The 22,938-nt window shown below is 40.5% G+C and carries 15 protein-coding genes, 1 rRNA gene and 3 pseudogenes (1 of these 19 cut by a window edge); 7 read left to right on the forward strand and 12 right to left on the reverse strand.

The annotated features are described in order from the left end of the window. Positions 1-1,040 (reverse strand): 16S ribosomal RNA (locus NOS7107_RS11115) (it extends 449 nt beyond the left edge of the window). A 295-nt stretch (positions 1,041-1,335) separates the two neighbouring features. Here NOS7107_RS11115 and nadC point away from each other — a divergent pair. From nadC to NOS7107_RS11130, 4 genes and pseudogenes are all read left to right on the forward strand, one after another. Continuing rightward, a complete protein-coding gene (gene nadC / locus NOS7107_RS11120) occupies positions 1,336-2,199 on the forward strand; it encodes a carboxylating nicotinate-nucleotide diphosphorylase (RefSeq protein ID WP_015113066.1) in 864 nt (287 codons plus the stop codon). A 283-nt stretch (positions 2,200-2,482) separates the two neighbouring features. Beyond that, on the forward strand, positions 2,483-2,683 hold the full coding sequence (locus tag NOS7107_RS29155) for a hypothetical protein (protein ID WP_216594402.1): 201 nt from the start codon (positions 2,483-2,485) through the stop codon (positions 2,681-2,683). Between the two features lie 172 nt (positions 2,684-2,855). Next, positions 2,856-2,997, forward strand: a pseudogene (locus tag NOS7107_RS29370) (transposase); the annotation flags it as partial. Positions 2,998-3,440: 443 nt separating this feature from the next. Then, positions 3,441-4,820, forward strand: a complete 1,380-nt coding sequence (locus NOS7107_RS11130; protein ID WP_015113067.1) for a PrsW family glutamic-type intramembrane protease — start codon at positions 3,441-3,443, stop codon at positions 4,818-4,820. A 323-nt stretch (positions 4,821-5,143) separates the two neighbouring features. On the opposite strand, the gene NOS7107_RS11135 is transcribed toward NOS7107_RS11130, so the two are convergent. The 4 genes from NOS7107_RS11135 to NOS7107_RS11150 all read right to left on the reverse strand — a co-directional run bounded on the left by NOS7107_RS11135 (position 5,144) and on the right by NOS7107_RS11150 (position 11,318). Continuing rightward, a complete protein-coding gene (locus NOS7107_RS11135; RefSeq protein WP_015113068.1) occupies positions 5,144-5,788 on the reverse strand; it encodes a hypothetical protein in 645 nt (214 codons plus the stop codon). 172 nt (positions 5,789-5,960) lie between these two features. Then, positions 5,961-7,538 (reverse strand): CHAT domain-containing protein, encoded by a 1,578-nt coding sequence (locus NOS7107_RS11140; RefSeq protein ID WP_015113069.1) that lies wholly within the window; start codon positions 7,536-7,538, stop codon positions 5,961-5,963. 154 nt (positions 7,539-7,692) lie between these two features. Continuing rightward, positions 7,693-9,906: a PP2C family serine/threonine-protein phosphatase gene (locus tag NOS7107_RS11145; protein WP_015113070.1), complete on the reverse strand. Its 2,214-nt coding sequence runs from the start codon at positions 9,904-9,906 to the stop codon at positions 7,693-7,695. A gap of 1,055 nt (positions 9,907-10,961) precedes the next feature. Then, positions 10,962-11,318, reverse strand: a complete 357-nt coding sequence (locus tag NOS7107_RS11150) for an NAD(P)H-quinone oxidoreductase subunit M (protein WP_044499908.1) — start codon at positions 11,316-11,318, stop codon at positions 10,962-10,964. A 903-nt stretch (positions 11,319-12,221) separates the two neighbouring features. Here NOS7107_RS11150 and NOS7107_RS11155 point away from each other — a divergent pair. Then, a complete protein-coding gene (locus NOS7107_RS11155) occupies positions 12,222-12,503 on the forward strand; it encodes an Npun_R1517 family heterocyst differentiation transcriptional regulator (RefSeq protein WP_015113073.1) in 282 nt (93 codons plus the stop codon). A gap of 742 nt (positions 12,504-13,245) precedes the next feature. Here NOS7107_RS11155 and NOS7107_RS11160 read toward each other — a convergent pair. After that, positions 13,246-13,941 carry a response regulator transcription factor gene (locus NOS7107_RS11160; protein ID WP_015113074.1) on the reverse strand — a complete coding sequence of 232 codons (696 nt, stop codon included), beginning with the start codon at positions 13,939-13,941 and terminating at the stop codon, positions 13,246-13,248. Positions 13,942-14,265: 324 nt separating this feature from the next. On the opposite strand from NOS7107_RS11160, the pseudogene NOS7107_RS27790 reads away from it, so the two are divergent. Next, a pseudogene (locus NOS7107_RS27790) lies at positions 14,266-14,382 on the forward strand (transposase); the annotation flags it as partial. Here the strand turns inward: NOS7107_RS27790 and NOS7107_RS11165 are convergent. From NOS7107_RS11165 to NOS7107_RS11190, 6 genes and pseudogenes are all read right to left on the reverse strand, one after another. After that, a pseudogene (locus tag NOS7107_RS11165) lies at positions 14,375-14,779 on the reverse strand (DJ-1/PfpI family protein); the annotation flags it as partial. The pseudogenes NOS7107_RS27790 and NOS7107_RS11165 overlap by 8 nt on opposite strands. Positions 14,780-14,881: 102 nt before the next feature. Then, positions 14,882-15,334, reverse strand: coding sequence for a nitrate reductase associated protein (locus tag NOS7107_RS11170; RefSeq protein WP_015113075.1), 453 nt, complete (start codon positions 15,332-15,334; stop codon positions 14,882-14,884). Positions 15,335-15,764: 430 nt separating this feature from the next. Beyond that, positions 15,765-16,223 carry a phosphate-starvation-inducible PsiE family protein gene (locus NOS7107_RS11175; protein WP_015113076.1) on the reverse strand — a complete coding sequence of 153 codons (459 nt, stop codon included), beginning with the start codon at positions 16,221-16,223 and terminating at the stop codon, positions 15,765-15,767. A gap of 192 nt (positions 16,224-16,415) precedes the next feature. Continuing rightward, a complete protein-coding gene (locus NOS7107_RS11180) occupies positions 16,416-18,635 on the reverse strand; it encodes a molybdopterin oxidoreductase family protein (protein ID WP_015113077.1) in 2,220 nt (739 codons plus the stop codon). Positions 18,636-18,765: 130 nt separating this feature from the next. Next, positions 18,766-20,265, reverse strand: a complete 1,500-nt coding sequence (locus NOS7107_RS11185) for a NarK family nitrate/nitrite MFS transporter (protein WP_015113078.1) — start codon at positions 20,263-20,265, stop codon at positions 18,766-18,768. Between the two features lie 107 nt (positions 20,266-20,372). Continuing rightward, positions 20,373-21,947, reverse strand: coding sequence for a ferredoxin--nitrite reductase (locus tag NOS7107_RS11190; RefSeq protein ID WP_015113079.1), 1,575 nt, complete (start codon positions 21,945-21,947; stop codon positions 20,373-20,375). Between the two features lie 544 nt (positions 21,948-22,491). Between NOS7107_RS11190 and NOS7107_RS11195 the strand changes: the two genes are divergently transcribed. Further along, positions 22,492-22,914, forward strand: coding sequence for a ubiquinol-cytochrome c reductase iron-sulfur subunit (locus NOS7107_RS11195; RefSeq protein WP_015113080.1), 423 nt, complete (start codon positions 22,492-22,494; stop codon positions 22,912-22,914). The last annotated feature ends 24 nt before the right edge of the window (positions 22,915-22,938 follow it).

Genomic DNA, 22,938 nt, shown 5'->3' on the forward strand with positions numbered 1-22,938 from the left:
CTTAACCCAACATCTCACGACACGAGCTGACGACAGCCATGCACCACCTGTGTTCGCGCTCCCTAAGGCACTCCTCCCTTTCAAGAGGATTCGCGACATGTCAAGTCTTGGTAAGGTTCTTCGCGTTGCATCGAATTAAACCACATACTCCACCGCTTGTGCGGGCCCCCGTCAATTCCTTTGAGTTTCACACTTGCGTGCGTACTCCCCAGGCGGGATACTTAACGCGTTGGCTCCGGCACTGCGAGGGTCGATACTCGCAACGCCTAGTATCCATCGTTTACGGCTAGGACTACTGGGGTATCTAATCCCATTCGCTCCCCTAGCTTTCGTCCCTCAGTGTCAGTTACGGCCTAGCAGAGCGCCTTCGCCACCGGTGTTCTTCCTGATCTCTACGCATTTCACCGCTACACCAGGAATTCCCTCTGCCCCGAACGTACTCTAGCTATGTAGTTTCCACTGCTTTTACAAAGTTAAGCTTTGCTCTTTAACAGCAGACTTACATCGCCACCTGCGGACGCTTTACGCCCAATCATTCCGGATAACGCTTGCATCCTCCGTATTACCGCGGCTGCTGGCACGGAGTTAGCCGATGCTTATTCCTCAAGTACCTTCATTTTTTTATTCCTTGAGAAAAGAGGTTTACAACCCAAGAGCCTTCCTCCCTCACGCGGTATTGCTCCGTCAGGCTTTCGCCCATTGCGGAAAATTCCCCACTGCTGCCTCCCGTAGGAGTCTGGGCCGTGTCTCAGTCCCAGTGTGGCTGATCATCCTCTCAGACCAGCTACTGATCGACGCCTTGGTGCGCTCTTACCACACCAACTAGCTAATCAGACGCGAGCTCATCTTCAGGCAGCAAGCCTTTTACCTTTCGGCACATCCGGTATTAGCCACCGTTTCCAGTAGTTATCCCCGACCTGAAGCTAGATTCTCACGCGTTACTCACCCGTCCGCCACTATCTCCGAAAAGACCGTTCGACTTGCATGTGTTAAGCATACCGCCAGCGTTCATCCTGAGCCAGGATCAAACTCTCCGTTTTGAATTGTTTGTTTAGCTCTTTTGCTGTTCTTTTATAACCTCAGCCTGGTTACTTTATTTTCTTGACGCAGGCTACTTGTGTTATTATTGCTTTCAAACTATAATTTTTTCATGGTTCGGTTCCCTCCGAGCTTCGCTTCGCAGCGCTCCTCTCAGGCACTTATCTAATCTATCTCACTCTCCTCTCTCTGTCAACTACTTTCCAAAAATTATTTTTCCTTTTCTTATGACCGTTGGATAGTAAGGGGTTTGGGATATAGTAATTCTAGAAATAGCAAAGTAAGTAATTATAAGTTGTGAATAAAGTGGGTGTTTTACCGCCTTGGCTAGTGTTAGATCCGCTATTGCGTGGCTGGTTGCTAGAAGATATTGGTCGGGGCGATCGCACAACGAATCCCCTCTTCACCTCAAATTTGACACTGGGAACAGCAAAATTGTTCGCAAAAGCAACAGGAATAATTGCTGGCTTATCAGTTGCAGCAAGGGTATTTCAGCTTTTGAATGAAAAAACTAGCTTTACGATGATTGTTAATGATGGTGAATTTTGTCAGCCAGGACAAGTAATAGCGGAAATTCATGGGTCATTAGATACACTTCTCATGGGGGAACGGGTAGCACTAAACTTGGCTATGCGCTTGAGTGGGATTGCAACTTTAACTCATAAATACGTAGAGAAAATTGCTGATTTCCCTGTTCAGTTTGTGGATACACGTAAAACTACACCAGGCTTAAGAATCTTAGAAAAGTATGCAACTGCTGTGGGAGGTGCGATCAATCACCGTATGGGATTAGATGATGCCGTGATGATTAAGGACAATCATATTGCTGCGGCTGGTGGGATCGGAGAGGCAATTACCCAGATTCGGTCTCAAATACCTTATCCGTCGACGATTGAAGTGGAAACAGAAACGATAGAGCAGGTAAAAGAAGCATTAGAGTATAAAGCCGACATTATTATGTTGGATAATATGCGTTTGGATGTGGTTCTTGAGGCTGTGTCTCTGATTCGCCAGCAGAACACTCTAGTAAAAATTGAAGCTTCGGGGAATGTAACTTTAGACAATATTCGTGATTTGGCTGCGACAGGTGTTGATTATATTTCTAGTAGTGCGCCTATTACTCAGTCTAAGTGGTTAGATTTGAGTATGAAGATGGTTTGATCACAAGACTTATGCAAACATCGCCAGTAACATTAAGACATAATGCTTGAAAGCTTATTTATCGGTAAGAACGAGTGGTCTTTGAGTGAATCCTAACTTCTAACTACAACACTTTATGTAACGGTTGGGTACAGTAGTTGAGAAGATAAAAGTAAAAAATCAGATGAAACCCTACTCAGTAGACCTGCGGTAAAAAATTATTAGCGTTTACGAAGTAGGAAATACATCTATTCGCAAAGTAGCAGAAAGATTCAAGGTAAATAAAAATACAGTACAAGACCTAGTGAAGCGAAAACGAGAAAAAGGGACACTAGAGCCAAGTGTAGCAACTGGAGGAAAACCGAGCCAACTATCTGGTTATGAACAACAGATAGAGGAAGTGGTAGCAGAACATCTAGACTATACCCTAGCCGAATACTGTGAGTATTGGGAAGAAAAGACAGGGGTAAGATTAAGTGAGAGTGCAATGTGCAGACTTCTTTAGAAACAGAAGCTCACCCTCAAAAAAAACAGCACGGAGCAGTCAAGAAGGAACAGAAATTACACATGGCTATGATGCTTCGGAGCGAGTAAATAAGCGACTTCAGGCACAGGGCAAAACCGCAGTTATTTCTCCCAAACGTAACCGTACCAGACCTCTTAACTACGACCGAGATTTATATAAAGCCCGTCATCTCATTGAAGACTTTTTTTGCCAAACTTAAGCAGTACTGAGCGCTCGCAACGCGCTATGACAAACGTGCTACAAACTTTTTAGGTGCTATTTATCTGGCTGCTTCTGTCATTTGGCTCAATTGATGACACACCCTAGAAGTAGCAAAAGAAAAGTTTAAGAATGAAAGAAAAAATTAGTTAAGCCTTATACTTTTTGAAGTATAAGGTTTCTTGTTCTTTATTTTTGCTGACTAATTTTATATTTTCTCAATGCCTCGATATGTGGTAAATACTACTAAAAATTCCAGAAATTACTGTACATTTTTTGGCTCTAGGCTTTCTAAAGCATCATATTTATGTATTATGAAAAATATTTCTTAGCAAATAGGCACATAAGACACTCCAATTAGCCATAATGCTTGTCAATATTGAGTTAGATAATTTTAAATTTTGTATGAGAAAATTTTGGATTTGTTAGCAGAGACTAAAGCTATAGTGGATTTAGCAATTCTGCTGTTGGTATGGCGAAGGTTCAGTCATGCTGCCAGAATATTGGATGAATTAGTTTGGGAAGACACTCTAACTCGATGACAGGCAAAAACGCAAGACATAACGCTTTTCTGCGGCTGGTGTCTGGTAATACAGCAGCTTTTGGTTCAGAATCTCGTTACGCACTACATGCAAGTAAAGAGATGGTAATTGGACGTGACCCCAGCTGTCAGATTGTCTTGGATGCCATGACATATAGAATGGTATCTCGTCGTCATGCTGCGGTTCGTCCTCTCTCTTCGTCTCCAGATAATAAATTTACTTGGGTAATTTGTGATTTAAATAGCGCGAATGGTACTTATCTCAATGGTCAACGTTTTTATGGGTGCCAAGAATTACAATCAGGCGATCGCATTGCTTTAGGTAGTGATGGGCCACAATTTATTTTTGAGTATGACTTAATACCTCAACCGACAATGATGACGAAACAAAACGCATCATTGCCTTCAGCCGCTAACTACCAGAATCACACCCAAATCAAGCAGGCTGATTCAGTTAGCTTTACACAACTTTTTCCGATTATTTCTACTGGTAAGGATTTAACAAGTAAAGCTTACCTTGTTCCAGGAATACTCACAGTAGTTTTTGTCGTGCTAATGTTTGCGACTGTTGGTAGACCCCAGGCTAATCAAGTCATTGTCGCCAGTTATATCGCCTTTGTTGTTTACTACTTTGTTTATCAATTGTGTGGTAAGCAAAAGCCTTGGTGGGTACTGGTTGGTACAGCGCTGACGACAGCATTAATTTTACTCAGTCCTATCTTAGAATTATTTATTTTTGTGTTTCGTGGTATTCTGCCAGGTAATTTACCTTCACCTCAAGATTCTACTACATTGACTGAGCTACTAGTACGAATGTTCTTTGGTGCAGGGTTGATGGAAGAATTGCTTAAGGCCTTACCTGTACTGGGAGCTTTTGTGATCGGCAGACAATTGCCTTCACCTTGGAGAGAACGCATAGGTGTGTGGGAACCGCTAGATGGCATTCTTTTAGGAACAGCTTCAGCTTTGGGATTTACTCTTTTAGAAACTCTGGGACAGTATGTACCGGATATTACCCAAAATGTTAGTCAACAGGTAGGTATTGGTGCAGCTGGTCAATTAGCAGGCTTACAATTGCTGATTCCTCGCGTGTTAGGCTCTGTTGCTGGTCACATGGCTTATAGTGGCTACCTGGGATATTTTATCGGTTTGGCTGTTCTCAAACCGAGTCAGAGTTGGCAAATTCTCTCGATTGGTTATCTAAGTGCGTCCGCACTCCACGCTTTATGGAACGCTACAGGTTCTATTAACGCTTTGTTGTTAGTAATTGTTGGGGTTTTATCTTATGCGGTTTTGATGGCGGCAATTTTAAAGGCAAGGGCATTGTCACCAACGCGATCGCAAAATTTTGCTACTCGCTTTCTCGGCCCTAAATAAATTTTTGATAAAATTATCCACTAAGGGGTAGAAGTAGAAAATTTACTTTCTGCCCATCTTTTCCTGTGATTCTGATACTAGGTTTTTTGAACTCAAAGATTGTTTCTGTCTAAAGATAGATTGCATAACTGTAAAAATTGCCTTAGCTTGTGAATACTCTAAGTATCTTCTATCTAAAGAAAGATATAGCAATCGAAGAATATATTAGGATAAAGACTGGTTGTTTACATCAGCAATACAAGTACTACACAAGAAAAAATAAAGTGGCACTGATTATTTCATGATATCAGGCAATAATGTAGAGAATTAAGACAAATTTATAATTAAGCTTCAGTTTCCAATTTGTCTAGCTGTCTGAGAGCATAGTAGGCGATCGCCACACTAACTTTAGCTTGCTCCATTTCTGATAAAGTTGCCCAATCCCGATTTTTAATCTTATTTACAACTGATGCTAGGTTTTGCTGTTCACTGCTACGCATCGCATAGGCATAAGGACGAGCGAAAACTGCTAGATCGTCAGTTTCCCATGTAGGTAATACAGTTTGAACACACTGCACTAACTGTTCGTTGATTGACTGCTGCACGGCTACTACTTCTGTCGCTTTCTGAGCGATCGCCTTTAGCCAGATTGTTGGTACTCCAGCCGCAAAAGTATGTAAAGTCTCACAAAGACTGTCTAAAATGCTGACATTTGTAGTACATTTATAATCATTGCAATTTGCCACTTGAGACCATAGATTGTCTAAATTACCATAAAAAGATTGCGCTTTAGTATGTAGTTCTTCCTCCAGAACATCCTGCATAGCAAACTGCTTTTCTAATTCATCAAAATATGTCTCTGCTTGATCATCAGCAGGATTCCAAGGATAAGCCGCATCTTCGGGCTGGAGTAGTAGTTCGAGGAATTCTAATTCCACTTGAGTTGGCGAGGATGGGATATTGTGGGAATTGTTGATTTTTTTAATCATTTTTCGACTCCTGATGAATTATTTCGCAGTACTGACTGCTACAAGTTATAAATTACAATTTCCGCAAAAATTAAACTAATTTTATTTAGCAATTGAATCAGGAAAATTATGTCAGAGCCATTATAGGCCAGGGAGTATACAATTCACTGCCATTTTTATCCTGAAAGAATGCTTAATTTTCAATAACAAACTCCCAAGTTTCATTGCCAGAATTCCCAAACTTTAACTTGCTTCCCGATTGTAATGGTACTTCCTCCCGAAGAATTTGTTGCCAACCATTAGAGCTTAAACACCAGGTTGTGCCGTAAGTTGAGAGATCTTGTAAATAATAAGTTTGTACTGGAGTAGTACCCGCAAAAGTATTTCGGCATAAAATTTCGGCATGACGCTTAGAAACTGATGGTTCGGGAATTACAATATCATTGTCTTGGGTACGACCAATGCGAGTTACACCTGCTCGCAAAAACCAAGTTCTACCTCCTGGGGCGAGCGATCGCAAACAAGCTTTAGAAGTAGCAATATTTATATTGACAATTGAAATATCTGGTAACTCTGTAATTCCCTCATCAATGCTTTTAACAAGTTCGCCATTGAAATCTGGATGTAAATACAGAACTGGTAAAGTCCAAGCAGGTTGGTTGAACTTATACAGTGTTAACATTTCTTGTCGGGCTTCTGCCACAGCTTCATCAATTGGCTTGCGCGATCGCAAAGCTGCCGCAAAAGCCGTAATAAAACTGTGACTTTCATGGTCAGCAATTACATCTCGCATTCCCAAAACGGCTGGTACGCCATGACGAATTAGTACTTCCGCTAAACTACTAGCGGGTATTGCTTGGTGATTAACTGCTGCTGGTTGCGCTCCCCAACAAGCATTGAAAACAGCTAATTTTAGCCCACTCCGGGTTAATACTTGCGCTAATTCTATGCCGTTGAGTGTCTTGCTAGGACGTAAAAACAACAGTCCTCCATCTGGGCCAGGCAATCCATGACCAGCGTAAAAAAAGACATTGTAAGCCTTAGTTTCTAATTCTTGAATCAATTCCTGCGGTGTTGGTTGAATTAGTGTTTTCACCATACAAGGAGCAAATCCTGGATAATTCCGATTTATTTGCGGTTTATTCTCCAGAATTTGTTGCAAAATAATTGCTTCTTTTTCGAGTTGCAAGTTTTCATCATGACCTAAAACCAGCAAGATATTTATAGCCTGATCCGTTCGTAAAAAAGGCAACGGTTCAACTTCACTTGTGGTGCGGCTAAACAGCAAATCTTGGGCGAGAGAAATTGCCGATTGTCCGGGTTGGCGCTGCATAATTTCCCAGGGCAAGGCGATCAAATCTGGGTCACGAATTTCCAGTTGAAAGCGCAAACGTGTATTCTGTCCCATCGCCATTCCACAACTGCGTTCAAGACTGCTGAGGATTGGCCCATCAAATACCCAACGCCACAAATATAGCCCTAAGTATTGCATTAAACGACCACTGTAACCAGGCATGTGACCCGAAGTAGTCGAACCTAAGTTAAACGAGAGAGGGTTGGGAGGTTGAGGTGCTGTGTTGGCTGTAACATTTAAACCACTGTGTCCAGCAAACATTTGCTGCCACTCTTGCCACATTTGATTTAGTTCTGAAGGCCATACACAGTCACGCAGAACATAGCCACTAGGGTAGGGTGCTTTGACCACCCAAATGGCAAAGCTATCTGTGCCAGTATTGATGAGACGGGCGATCGCTAAGTTCAGGGATGGCATGGGTTCTTTCAATTAAAAGGTAGAAACCAAGGACTTGCGATAACAATTTTCCATGAGGAAAACTTTTCGCCTGGAAGTTTTAAATCTGGTTATTAAATGTATTATTCCAGGCTTATACAAGTTTATCGAGTATTGGTCGCATTTTCACTGACTATTATTTTCCCGAACTTGAGCGAGATGTAGGAGTTTCACTATCTAATGGTTGAGATAAATTATCACAACTACTAGTGTCTGTTGATTTTAGTACAGTGATGTCTGAACGTTGGAGTTGAGCTAAGGTGACACGCAGTGGTTTGTCAGATGGAAGAAATGTACTATTTTCTGAGGGGCAAAGCTGCAATTTGATCACCGATTCCGCAGAATAGGATGTGTCCTTGGTTTCGATGTCAACCACTCGCATAAAACTACCAGGTTGTAACTTCTGATCGTCTAAGGTAATTTCTCGGCTATTGGTAATTACCCACCCAAAAGCAAGGTTATTTAGCGATCGCCCGCTTGTTGAAGCTGGAGTTTGCTGTACATTAGGGCTAGAAACAGGAGGAACTGATGACATAAACAGTCCGCGCACCAGTAGTCCTAAAGAACCTGCGGCGATCGCGATAATCATTGGCACAATCAGATGGAGTGGTAGTTGCTGAAAAGAACTAGGCTTATTTTTAGGAATTAAAGTTTTTTGCTCTGAAATGTCTTCTAGTAAGGTAGGTTGCAGCGGCTTAGGCGTAATGTTGGCGGTTGTGATGGTAGGAAGCTCAACAATAACTGCTTTGAGAGTTAGCTCTGGCTCAACATATTTAACTTGATAATGAACTAAAGCGATCGTCACATTATCATGGCCATTTTTGGTATTAGCAATTTCCAGCAATTTGTCAGCCACGGTGACTAAATCCGTTTCTTCGGTCAAAATTGGTAAAATTTCTGTTTCCCAATATTCTTCTACACGGTCAAAATCACTTAAACCATCAGATGTCAACAGAAACACAGCATCTTCATCCAGAATAAATCGCTGTGCTGTTGGATGTAACGCTGCACTGGAACTCATCCCTAATGCTTGAACCAAAGAACCAGAACCACTCTGTTGTACAGCTTCACGGTAAATGGCATATCCCAAACGTACTTCCCTAGAAGCAACATCATCATCAAGGGTGACTTGGTAGCAAGCATCTCGTGTAATCCAATAAGCGCGACTATCACCAACATGGGTAATATACATTTCATGGGCTACTGGCAATGCCATTACCAAAGTTGTACCCATACGTTTTCTACCCTGGCGGTTTTCACTGTCATTGCGTTGGCTGATTTTATCATTGGCAACTGCTACAGCTTGCTCCAGATCTGCCAGCAACAGTGAGGGTTCTATATGGTTATAAGGAACTTTGGTGAGTTGTTGTACTTGCTGTTGAATTGTTTCAATTGCTAAATTAGATGCGACATTACCGCCTTCATGTCCACCAATTCCGTCACAGACAATAGCCAAGGCTGTGGCTTGTGGAGGTTTACTCAACAATGTGCCACTGGCTGGGTAACAGGCATCTTCATTGCGTTGTCGTTTCGGGCCAGTGTCAGTTTTAGTGATAATCTGAATTTTTGGCGATTGCAATTCCCCCAACTCTGCTAATCCTCGGTCTAAAACTGAGATTAATACTTCAGGTGAATTGATTTCTCCTTGAATTAGATAACTGCTGACTTGGTTAACAAATTCTGCGATCGCTGGTTTGGTATCTGGCAACAACTGCTGCCAAAAATCTCCTAAATGTGATAACTTTGGTGCTGTTGAGGTATCAGAACGTAATTCTAATAAGCGAACCAAAGACCCTTCTACTCTTAATAAGTGGGTATCAATTAAGCTAGAAGCAACACCTTCACTTACCAAAGGTTGCCACAGATGAGCTAATTGCCATAACCAGTTCAGTTGACGCATGGATGTAGCTGTGCGCCAAGCATTAGTTAACTGGGGACACAACCTTAATTGAGAGTCTGTCGTCGGTTCTGTTAATAACGGCGGTTTTTCTAAAAGTAAAATTTCTTTGCGAGAGCGTCCATCCTTTAGAGACAGCACTCCATACACCTGCGGTATATGTAAGCTGTAGGGGATTAGTCTCAAATAAGCTCTGATAGTTTGTACGTTTTCTGTTTCTAATCCTTGAGGGAGTAATCCAGGCTTAGTATCTAAAACCACAGATTTATTGAGGACTAAATAGCGATCGGCTAATATTTCTCCGGGACTACCCACATTGAGAACATCACCTACAACCCAGAGATATCGTTTGGGTATGGGTGTAGAACATCGTTGGCAAAACTTATGAGTCAGGGGATTAGCAGCCTGACAAAGTTCATTTGGGCAGTAGAGGGTTGCCGCATCATTTTCCATAGTGTTCGCACTGATTAGCGATTGGCAATTTCTTCAAAAGCATAGGCAGTGAGCAGTAACTAGGCTGCTCTTAATTTCTGCAAACAGACGTATCCATCTGGGGATCATGATTCTAGCTGGGAAATACCAGCCAATGCTAATACTTGGTTTAGGGAATTTATGCAAATATCACACTCCTTGGCTAATTCTACAGCCTCATCATAACTTTTATTGTTCTATGACTTTCCGTTGCCATAACAACTAACTTTAAACCCTGTCAACAAAGCTTAACCTTTACTTATCTGTAATTGGTTGCTGAGAGTCAATTAGAGCATTAGAAAGCCACACATAATACAGATGTTTATTTAGTTTATAGGTCAATATCGTTTAATTAAAATTAAAAACATCCAACTTTACGCATTGAATTGGGTTATAAACTTCAATTTAAACCAAGCTGATGTGCGCTACTGAACTATATTGGGTGATCAGTTACAAAGTTTAAATTAAATTTATTTAAGAATTAAAAAATTATTTGTCAACATAGCTAACTTGCAGTTATTACTCTGCTACAGCAAGGATAAAATTTCTAGTGTTTGTAAATTTTTGTTTACTGAGATGAATCAGCCAGTTCTTGTAGCTGGCTTGTAAAGGTCAAAAATTATGCTTACTTCTAAAAATATGTAAGATAAGCTCAAATCAAGCATTTGAGCCAAATTATTAGATGTAAAGTTTGTATTTTATATCAGGCGAGATATTTCAATTTTACTAAAACTTGAAAAAAAATATTAATTTTTTGCTTGGTTATCGCCAAACAATTGACTGAATAATATATGTGGTAATCAAAACTGCGTCAGATAAAAGTAATATCACTTACCACACGTCAAAATAGCATTGACAACCTCATTTATCTAAATAGTTAGGAGTGATGTGTATTATCACTCCTAACTCATCACTATTGAATAAAGAGACTAATGCACAGACAAAAGTGAGTTTACAACTTCTGTTTAGGCTGCTGAGTTATAGGGAGTACCCGCAATTTCTGATTTGTACTTATGTGTTTCCCGTACATTTTGTTACTACTTCTCGTCTAAGGCAACTTGGGGAACTCCCATACTGTAGTTGGCAACACGAGCAGACAGATTGTAGCTGATTTCGCCTTTTTGAAGGAGCGATCGCAGATAATGCTCCAAATCGGAACCAATGCGGCGTAAGTTGTAGTCTGTCAGGTCTCCACCACTAGAAGATTCGACCAATTCGTCAAACTTACGATAAATCTTCTGTAGAGCATCTTCATTCCAATTAAATTCGTTGTCTGGGTCAACATCCAACGTTAAAACTTGATTACTGGGAACTAATTCGCCATCCCGGTCAATTTCTGCCGCGAAAATGCGGATATGCCGGGTTGTGGACTTGAGCAGCATTAGATTGTCCATAGAATGGTGTAAGGTTTAAGTTGATTACACTGAAATCATTGTAGACGGTTGTCCAGTCCCTAAATCTGCTCTATCCATAAGCTTTCATTAATTAGTCAGTCGTTAATTATTATTAACCTTCTGCACCTGCCTCTTTCTAAATTAAATTTGGCTGAAACTCTTTAGTGTAAATGGAAAGAATACTCCAAACCTTAGTTTTTGTGCAGATTAATCATTATCGCCTCAATTATTGATTTTTTATTTTTCTAACTAAATTCTTACTTGATTTTTGACTGCTTGAGGTTAACCCCAGCAGTTTCCATTTGTAGAATGCACAAAATTGAGAGTTTTTGATGGATATGAATTCTAAGTTTTGTACTTAATCTTAAGGTGTAAAATGCGGTATATTTTCCTACCAAAAATCACTATTCTCCTCTTAATCTATTTATTCATCAAAATCTCCTGAAATTGTTGATGAATAAAACTAACATCAAGTGTTTTTACTTAATTATGGTGAAGCTTCCTCTACGTTTAATTAAATTGAAAAAAGACAGCGGATTTACTTACGTATAATTACTAAAAACTAAGTAAAAACTCGAACTGTTATTGACGTTAAGATAAAGTTGATGTAAAAACCTTTAAAAAGGTAGAACAACTTCTTACAGAAACTTTATTGTATAGAATCTTAAAAAATGAATAATAGTGATGGCTTACCTAAACTACTTCTGTCAGAAGAAGATCACAACTTAAGCCGTGAAAGACTAGCTAGAAAAAACACAGGAGATAGAAATGAAATCCATAATGGGATGAATTGAAAAAATTCTTAATTGCAGCCCTATGGATTAAAAAAAATATAAAGTTATGTTCGCTAAGGATAATTGTCTCTCACCCTGATGACCACCAAGTAAAAAAATCCACAAAACCATGAACTCGAAAGCATTACCACGCCAAATAAATAATATTGAAGTAGGTGTTTATGAGTGCGAAATACATCTCAAATTTAGATTGATTGAGGAAAAGAGCCTCTTAGGCGATCGGGAACAATTGTTGCAGGTACTACTAGATGCTTTGACTGAAGGGTCTGATGACTTTTTAGAGACCCTACAAGCTTCTGTTAAAGCTCAAGAGGTGTCGGAATTTAAAGCCTCACCTCAAATGCGTCGCCAACTAATGCGGTTACGTAATGCTGTTGATAACACTCAATAGTAGGCATTGCAACGGTGATTTTTGAAGTTTGCTCATTAACTTATGTTGTGCCATGTCATTATTAAGCTGTTTTCTTAACCTCACTACGAAGCTACAAGCTTGAATTTATGTTGCGCTGGTAAAAGCTTCATTAATTATCTCTGTTAGCTTTCCTCCTTATGCACTCAGGGTATATTTTGGTAGCTAACCAAATACATTGATGTATTTGTTTTCAGGGCAAGTTACATTTTATGCAATTTTATCTATCGGTATGATTTTTCTAACCAGGGTGTTGCTTTGCGAGGAAAAGTATTCAGTATTCACCATGTTTGTCAATTACCTAGATAATCCAAATATCTGGCAAATATTTATTGATGGCTAATGTATTTGAGCAATTTTAGTTTGAATCTTAACCAAAATTCCGAGTTTTAATCTAGCAAAAGAATTTTTTGATACAGTGTCGGAATTAGTAGGTCAATATCTGCCAACAATCTATAAAAAAAGCTAGGAATTAGAAACTTAGATCCTAGTATTTTTACTCAGCATCTTTAATTTAGTATTCTATGCTTTCAAGTCAGCAGTTTGCTGATAATCAATGTTTCTAGCTACACCGCGCTTGAGCGTGGTTTTGCTGTGCCTTCTGGCTTTCTAAGACTAGTCCTCGTAACCAATGCGGTATGTGCAAGTAGTTTTACTGGAGATAATTGAAATAGTGGTTGAGTTATGATGCTGAACCAAAAATCTAGAAATTATTATGAAGTGTTTACTTAGCAAGACCGTGTTCTAGTGCAAAACGAACTAACTCTGTACGGCTGTTCGTACCAGTTTTACTGAACAAGCGGCTCACATATTTTTCTACATTACGAACACTTGTTTCTAAGCGACGGGCAATTTCTTTATTCATCAGCCCTTCAGCTACTAAGTTTAAAACACTTTGTTCTCTGGGGGTCAAGTCAATTTTAAAGGGAGCCGGAGATTGAGTAATCGCACTTCTTTGCGTTAACAGTGCTTTGATTTGGGCAATCTGATTTGCCAGTTCAGCAATATCTGGAGTTTCATTCTCTTCGCCTGTAAAGGTAGGTTTAGCAGAACGACGAGAAAGCAAGTTTTCTACTATTGCTACTAACTCATCTGGGTCAAAGGGCTTAGGTAGATATGCGTCAACACCAGCTTGATAACCTTGAATGCGATCGCCTGTCATCCCTTTAGCAGTTAAAAAGACAACTGGTAGTGCTTGAAAACGGGGGTCTTCTCTCAATTGCTTGAGAAACTGATAGCCATCCACTTGGGGCATCATGATATCAGAAATCACCAAGTCAGGGGTGTTCTGCTCCATTAATTCCCAGCCGTCACGAGCGTTACTGGCAACTTGAACACTAAAGCCGCTTTCTTGTAAATAATCTTTCACCGCTTCTCTCAATCCTGGTTCATCATCTACCAGTAACAATTGTGTTGACATTTAACATTTCCTTAAGTCTATCTTTTTCCAATTTAGCGAAAGTTGGCAGTTAATGGTTATTTATGATGATCAATAGTCATTGTTAAATTTCTTCACAAACACTTGTGAGATTCTGCCATAAATGAAAAACTGCTCATTTTTGAGCTTTAAGAGGTTGTTTGAAAAGTCTCATTTATTACTAGCCCTGGCGACTAGAAGTCGCGGCTATACAGACAAAACCCGTCTGCGCGGGTTAAAAATCTTAATTTTTCATTAGTCCACTGAAGTGGACTTGGCCTGTGTAGTAGCAAATTATATTCGCCCAAAACTTTTCAAACATCCTCTGAAGAATTTTTTGCCACACTTAAGCAGTACCGAGCGCTTGCAACGCGCTATGACAAACGTGCTACAAACTTTTTAGGTGCTATTTATCTGGCTGCTTCTGTCATTTGGCTCAATTAATGACACGCCCTATATGTTCGATCTTAGTACCCAATACTTTCAGAAATTCTGCTAACCAACGGCAATGTGCGGGCCAAGCTGGTGCTGTTACTAGATTTTCATCTACTACAGCTGAATCAACTGGAATTTGCACATACATACCACCAGCAGCACGCACATCTGGAGTACAAGCTGGATAGGCTGTACAACTTTTAACTTTCAATACATCAGCAGCAGCTAATAGCTGCAAGCCATGACAAATGACCTCGATGGGTTTATTTGTTTGATCAAAGTGACGAGTAATTTCTAGCGCCTGTTGATTTAAGCCGATGTATTCTGGTGCGAGGACTCCAGGTACTACAAGCGCATCGTACGTGTTAACCTCTACTTCGGTAAAGGTAGCATTCAGAGTACAGTTGGCTTTTTTGTCGGGACAAACAGCATTGCCATTTTGTTATCCTCAGTTTTTAGTTATGGGTCAATAGTCTATTGAAGCTTGAATATTGACCATTGACTAAAATTAAAGCAGATGAAATTCTGCGATGGCATTAGGAAAATTTTTATTTTCGTGGCTGGGACGGCTGAGTTTAATCAATGCAAATCGCTGTAGGGAAGTTAAAGCCATCCACTTTTCTAAAGTTAAGTTTACCCCTAGTTCTTGGGCTTTTTCTTGTAAAGTAACTGGTAAATTACTAGAGTCCATCCAAACAGGATAAGGATCTATAGGTAGTTGTACTACAGGTGTACCTGTTCTCTCTAAAATTAGTTGCTGGAGATATTCTTTGTAAGTTTCAATTTCGGTTTGTGTGCTGCAAGGCAGTTCAAATAAAGCTTCACGCTCATCTTGAGTCATCTGTAACCAATCTGATAGCTTGAGCTTGATACCACAAGTATCTAATTTGTATCTCACCTGCATGGGTATACAGCGTAGAGAAGTAACAAAGTCTGCTTCAAATTCAAAAAAGGTTTTCATATTTGAGGTAATTTTAAAATCTACTACTAAACACAAATTAATATTTGCGATATGGGGCTTCCGATTCTAGTGTAGTACAAATTTACCTCTCTCCTTACCAAAGTGATTCACTGCTTTGCTTCCCAAAGTTGTAGCAAGTGGCATTAGGGGGCGCGACAGCGAGGATGGGGTATATTTTATATGCTTGGAAATTGCTATATAGCGATTTCCGGTGAAGTGAGGTACAGAACTAATGTTTTTTTGAACGCAGAGGGGCGCAGAGTCAGGCGCAAAGTTGAGGCAGAGAGAAGTTGCCAGGAGGGTTTCCCTCCAAGCAAACTTTGGTGGGGTTGGCTAATTTTATTAGCAATGTATTTAGTACTTCAGCAAATTAGGAAATGCCATAACATAAGAACATTTATATAAATATTTATAATCAAAAATTATAAATTTAGTGAGATTTATTTGAATTACTAGAACGAATTATTAAATAGCTGATAGATAAAGCTAAAATTGCTATGCCTAAACCAATTATATCGATGCCTGTAACTTTTTCTAAATCAAGAATGATGATTTTTCGAGCAACAGCAATTAAAGAAGTTACAATAACCAACTCAACTTGAAAAACGTGCTTTCTTAAGTAAGCAGTGATATTTTCTAAGATTTCTAAAGCGATTAAAATATTTAGAAATAGACCAAATATTTTAAATAAGGTTGTGTTGAATTTGCCATAAGGAGTATCAAATAATTCTTTAATTAAGAAAGCTCCTAAATCACCGATCGCCACCAAAATTACCAGTACCATTAACACAGATAAAACCTTGGAAACGATTACCTCAACGTTTTCGATAACGTACATAAAGTTTTCATCACTGGCAATGCCAAAGATGTTCTTAAATAATTTTTTCATCGGCTGCATCCTGGTGTTAACTTAATCAGAAATTGGTAAGAAAGGGGATATATTTAATTAAATATTCCGCCTTAATGGTATTCAAATAAGATGATAATTTCTAATCATCACCATTGACTTTTGTCTATTGATTAAACTACTCAATAGAAATTTTGAATTACCAATTTCTTGTTTAAGGATATACCAAGCAGATCACCATTGCGACGACTGGAGTTGATAATTTTTGCTGGTAACTTCTACAGAAACTGTTGCTAGTTGGACTGCACAGGCTTTTAATTCCGGTTGCAGAGAATCGGGACAAGATTCGGGATGGGTGAGGGCGTTAGCTTCGGCATCATTGGCCCAGAGTGCGCCCCAGTGCATGGGGACAAATACAGTACCAGGTGCGATCGCCTTAGTCACTTTTGCGGGAAAATGAGCTTGACCACGACGCGATCGCACTTCAACTACTTGGTTATCACTAATTTTCAATACCGCAGCATCACGAGGATGAATTTCAATAAATGGTTCCGGGTGCATTGAGCGAATTTTTTCAATGCGACCTGTGCGTGTTTGCGTGTGCCAGTGTCCGTAAAGTCGCCCCGTAGTTAATACAAAAGGATAATCGGGGTCTGGCGGTTCTGCCAATCCTTTAGAGTAATATGCCCCGAACCGCGCCCGACCGTCGGGAGTATGGAAGCGTAAATCAGTGTAGAGTCTTTTTGAGTTTTGAGTTACTTCTTTATACTCAGCACTCAGCACTTTTAACTCAGCACTTTTTTCTGGATGTGGCCATTGGGTTGCGCCTTGTTTTTGCAATTGTTCATGACTAATTCCTGACATATCGCATGGGCGATTTTTAGTAAGTTGGACAAACTCGGCGTAAACTTGGGCAGAATTTTTAAAGTTAAACTTATCGGCAAAACCTAACCTTCGTCCAACTTCCGCGAAAATTTCCCAGTCAGCTTTGGCTTCTCTTGGTGGTTGGCGAAATGCTTGACACAGAGTTACCCGACGTTCGGAATTGGTCATGATGCCAGTTTTTTCACCCCACTGGGCAGCAGGTAACAGCACATGGGCATAAGCAGCGGTTTCGGTGGGGTAGTATGCGTCTTGGTAAATGGTAAAAGGCGATCGCAATAAGGCTTTCTTTGTCCGTTCCAAATCTGGCATACTTACAGCTGGGTTAGTAGCGGCAATCCACAGTAAACCAACATCACCAGTTTCCAAGCTTGTAATCATATCCCAAGCAGTTAAACCAGGAGTAGGCGAAATTTGTCCCCGCTTCAGTCCCCAAAAATCTTCTACTTCAGCGCGATGCTGGTCATTTTTCACCAAGCGATAACCGGGTAATAAATGCGCTAAACCTCCCGCTTCTCTACCTCCCATCGCATTTGGTTGACCTGTTAGAGAAAACGGCCCCGCCCCTGGCTTACCGATTTGTCCTGTCATCAAGTGGAGGTTGATGATAGTTCTTACCTTAGCTGTCCCTTCACTTGATTGGTTGACACCCATCGACCACAAAGAAAGTACCTTTTGCGCTTGACCCCAATAACGGGCGGCTGTTTCTAAGTCTTCAATGCTGATACCACATTGACACGCTGCAACTTCTGGTGGATAGTGACGAATGACTTCTGCATAAGCCGAAAAATTACTGGTACAGTCATCGATAAACATCGTGTCAATGTATCCCCAACGCATCAATAAATGGGCGATACCATTTAACAAGTCGATATCTGTACCGGGACGAATTGCTAAATGTAAATCTGCGGCTTCGGCGGTGGGTGTGCGTCGGGGGTCAACCACCACCATTTTCATCTTGCGGTTTTTTTTGTGATATTTTTCTAGTCGGTTAAATAAGATGGGATGACATTCTGCTGTGTTAGTCCCAATTAAAAATGCACAATCAGTTAACTCTAAATCTTCGTAACAGCAAGGCGGGCCATCAGCACCAAAACTTTGAATATATCCAGATACCGCACTGGACATACATAAGCGTGAATTCGCATCAAAATTGTTAGTTCCTAAACAGCCTTTTAAAAGTTTTTGAGCAATATAATAGTCCTCGGTTTGAAACTGACCGGAACCGTACATACATATAGCTTCTGTTCCTTGGTTGAAGCGCACAGTTTGAATGCGGTTGGTGATGAGTTCAAAAGCTTCCTCCCAACTAACTTGGCGAAACTCTTGATCTAAAGAATCCCGCACCATTGGGTAATGTAGTCTATTTTTATCTAAAGATTCGGCGATCGTTGCACCTTTCACACAAACCATACCTTGGCTGGATGGGTGCGATTTGTCGCCGCGTACTCGCCAAGTGGGATTTCCTTGACTATCTCGATTAGTTGCTTTATTAAGTTGGGCTGGCGGCGAAACTTCTAAACCACAGCCAACACCGCAATAAGGACAAAGAGTTTTAGTAAATTCAGTCATGTAGCTACACCTAATTTATCGGTGTTGATCAGCGGGTTTATTTTTTATTAACCGCCGATGCACGCGAATGAACGCAGATAAAAGAATCAGGATGAAATTATTTATCGCATTTCATCCCTGATTTGTTGGGTTATTCTTCAGCTAAAATAGCAGGCTTTTTCGCTGAATTTTCTGGTAATTCTTCAGCAGCGCCAGCAAAGGAACCTTGAGGTTCTTTGAGGAAGAAAGCACACATAAAAGCACAAATTATTGCTGCTATACCCATTGTGCTAAATAGGGTTGGTGCATCGGTTAAGCTGAAAATTGTCAGGTAAACTACACCACCAAAATTACCGTAAGCGCCGACGTTACCTGCAATTTGTCCGGTGGCTTCTTTTTTGATGAGGGGAACAATACCGTAGGTTGCACCGCAGCCAGCTTGGGCAAAGTAGGCACAAAACATAGTGACTGCGATCGCCAGCGGAATCGGCCAGTTACCATTAATAAAATGTGCCATCAAATAGCCAACACCAATGCCAGCCGAAATAATTGTCATTGTCCATTTGCGAGAGCCAAATTTATCAGAAATCACCCCACCACTAGGACGAGAAACTAAGTTTAAAAATGGGTATGTAGCAGCAATCATGCCTGCAACTACGTGTTCTAAACCAAAGGTTTTTTCAAAGAAAGCTGGCAACATGGAGACCGCTGCTAATTCGGAACCAAAGTTGGTTACGTAAGTAAATTCTAATATCGCAACTTGTCCAAATAGAAAACGCTGTGCCGGAGTGTAAGTTTTCTTGCCAATTAATAATTCTTTGTTGACTTCGTAAGCTTTATATGTTTGGTAAACAAATAATCCAGCTAATGCTAACCAAACTAAATACATTTGGCTGAGAGTTAAAAAGTGAATATTCTTTTGTTCTAAGCGCCAAGCTAATAAACCTAGGGCAAATATCAAACCAAAATTTGAAACTATCATCGCCCAAAAACTTTTGATGCTGGTAACTTCTAAGGCACCATTTTTCTTGGGTCGTTTGTAAAGTTTGCCAGCAGGTGTATCTTGAACGGTGTTGAAATAAATTACACCATAGATAGCGGTAATGATACCAGTAAGCGCGATCGCTAACCGCCAGTTAGAAGCTCCACCAGCCAAAAAGCTAGTAGCCACAGCAAGCATCGGTAAAGCAAATTCTGCACCAAAAGCCCCAAAATTTCCCCAACCGCCGTAAATACCCTGTGCGCTTCCCATTTCCTTCGGTGGGAACCATTCAGCCACCATACGAATACCGACGACGAAGCCGGAACCGACAATTCCCATCAATAAGCGGCTGATGACTAATTGATTAAAATCTTGAGATAAGGCTGTAGCTAGACACGGAACAGCAGCAGACATCAACAATATCGAATAGGTAATTCTAGGGCCGAAACGGTCTAACAACATCCCAATAATTAGCCGCGCGGGAATTGTTAAAGCTAAGTTGCAGATTCCTAAAGTTTTAATCTGTTCAGGTGCTAAATGTAATTCCTTGCCAATGGTGGTAGCAAAAGGAGCAAAGTTAAACCAACAAACAAATGTAAGAAAAAAGGCAAACCAAGTCTGATGTAGGATACGATAACGATCCTTGAATGAAAATAAATTTTTTAACATTCTAATTTCCTAAATTTTTGGGAGTAGGGAATGGGAGAAGACAAAAGTGTGAAGCATGAAACCTTTCTGCCTTCTGACAAAGAAAATAAATTTTCAGACTTCACACTTCAGACTTCAACCAAGGCTTCTTGTTTGATATGTGCGCCAAAGTGTTTGATGAGTAGTTCTTGCAATACTGGTTGTAAGTCTTCGCAGGGTATACCTTTAATCGCACAGGTTCCTAAGTGCGCGTCTTTTCCGACTTTTCCACCCATATAGATATCTACGCCTTCTACTGCTTTGCCATCTTTCCGGGCTTTTGTACCCATTAAGCCGATGTCTGCAACTTGCGGTTGTCCGCAGGAGTTGGGACAACCTGTCCAGTGAATGCGAACTGGTTGGGTGAAAGTTAAGTCTGCTTCTAAAGCTTGAATGGTAGCTAGAGCGCGGTTTTTGGTTTCGATGAGGGCGAAATTGCAAAATTGTGCGCCTGTGCAGGAAACTAGCGATCGCTCCAATACTCCAGGATTGATGGAAAATCTTTCTAGTAAGGGTTCTGCCAAAAATGTTGCTAGGCTACTATCAGAAATATTGGGAATAATGATATTTTGTTCGACTGTTAGTCTAATTTCACCACTACCGTAAACTTCTGCGAGTCGCGCAATTTCAAACATATCTTCGGCATAAAACCGCCCAACCGGAATATGAAAGCCTACATAGTTGAAGCCTGATTGTTTTTGCTTGTATATACCAATATGGTCGCGTTTTTCCCAATCAATTTCGTCTTTAGGCGCGGCAGGTAACAACGATTTACCCAAACGTTGTTCGACTTCTGCACGAAACTTATCTATACCCCATTCATCAAGCAGCCACATCAAACGTGATTTTAGGCGGTTAGCGCGTGAGCCATTGTCTCGAAACACTTCTAAAACGGCTCTACATACCGCTACAACATCTTCTGGGGCAACCCACGCATTTAAGGGAATTGCCGCATCACAACGTTTAGCTGAGAAAAAACCACCCACCAAGATATTAAATCCGAATTGAAGTGCTGAGTCTTCTTCGTTGTTTCGTAACGCTGGAACGAATGCCAAATCGTTGATTTCAGCGTGAACTGAATTGTCCCGTCCACCTGTGATGGCGATATTGAACTTACGAGGTAAGTTACTAAACTCTGGATTTCCTTCACCTTTGTTGGTGAGCATATCTTGAATTTGCTGCACCAAGTCTCGTGTGTCGAACAATTCATCTGCATCCAGCCCAGCTACAGGATCGCCTGTGATGTTACGCACGTTATCCATTCCAGACTGCACGCTTGTTAAACCAACGGCGTGAAATTTATTGAAGATATCTGGTAAATCTTCAATTCTAATCCCCCGCAATTGAATATTCTGTCGAGTGGTAATGTCAGCACTACCATCATCGCCATAACGCTGCAATACTTCTGCTAACACGCGCATTTGGTCGCTGGTAAGAATCCCGTTGGGCATCCGCATCCGCATCATGAATTTACCTGGGGTAACTGGGCGGAAAAACACTCCCAACCACTTCAGCCGATGATCTCGGTCGGTTTCGTCCATTGCTTCCCAACCTAGGGCAGCAAATTTTTCAATTTCGGCTTTGACAGCTAGTCCGTCTTTTTCAGCTTTGAATTTTTCAAACTTATTGAGACTTGTTTTGGTAGTGGTTTCTGTATCTGTCATGAGCTAACTCTCATTATTGCTAATTCAGTGGTGGTAGTTAACCAATATCAATCAACCCGTAATTTAGATTTTGGTTTTACGAGTTTTAGCGACTTTAAATTGAATATTTATCTATTGCTAATTTTTAAGTGTGTTCTCAGGTGGTGTATCTGATAGTTAATTGACAAACAAGAGTCTGTCTTTAACTAACTGAACGCGATTTTTTCAGTTCTGAGAGCAGATTTGGAATCTTTTATATTGGGGAAGTTCACCAAGTAAACACAACCATTGTTTATGTAACAATTTCGATACTTTTAAGGTTAGAGTTAGAGCTCTGCTAAAATCGTATAAATAGCTACAAAATATGAGTGTAATTGCTAATTAAGAATGGGATCAATGCGTTTTCTGCATTACACTGAGCAAATGAGTGATGCAAAACCATTGATTGATTACACAAGCATGAATAAAAAATTTTAGATTTTATGCCGAGAGTAAAGCCTATACCACCCAATAACCGTAGAGTAGGCGATCGCTGTTATTCTAATTACAAATAATTTCCACAACTATGAAACGTCGTGATTTTATCAATTGGGTTGGTTTAGGTTTGATAGCTAGTAGCCTACCAGTGGCTATCGCTGCCTGTAATTCTGAGAAAAGTACATCAACATCTGCAACATCGACAGATTGGCAAAAGGTCGGTACTACCAAAGATCTAGACCAAAAAGGTCAACTTTTGGTCAAAAGCTCCCCTGTCGGCAATGTGTTAGTAGTTGGTACATCTCAAGCCGGCAATTTAATTGCTGTTGATCCTACCTGCACTCATAAAGGTTGCACCGTAGATTGGAAAGCTGACGCAAAAAAATTTGCCTGTCCCTGTCACCGTGCAGAATATGGCACTGATGGTCAAGTGCAGAAAGGCCCGGCTGAAAAATCACTCAAAACTTACACCGCTAAAATTGAAGGCGATGCAATTTTAGTTAAGGGTTAACTGAAGTATTCAGATTTCAGGCTT

Origin of the sequence: Nostoc sp. PCC 7107 (genome assembly GCF_000316625.1) — a bacterium.
GTDB lineage: Bacteria > Cyanobacteriota > Cyanobacteriia > Cyanobacteriales > Nostocaceae > Nostoc_B.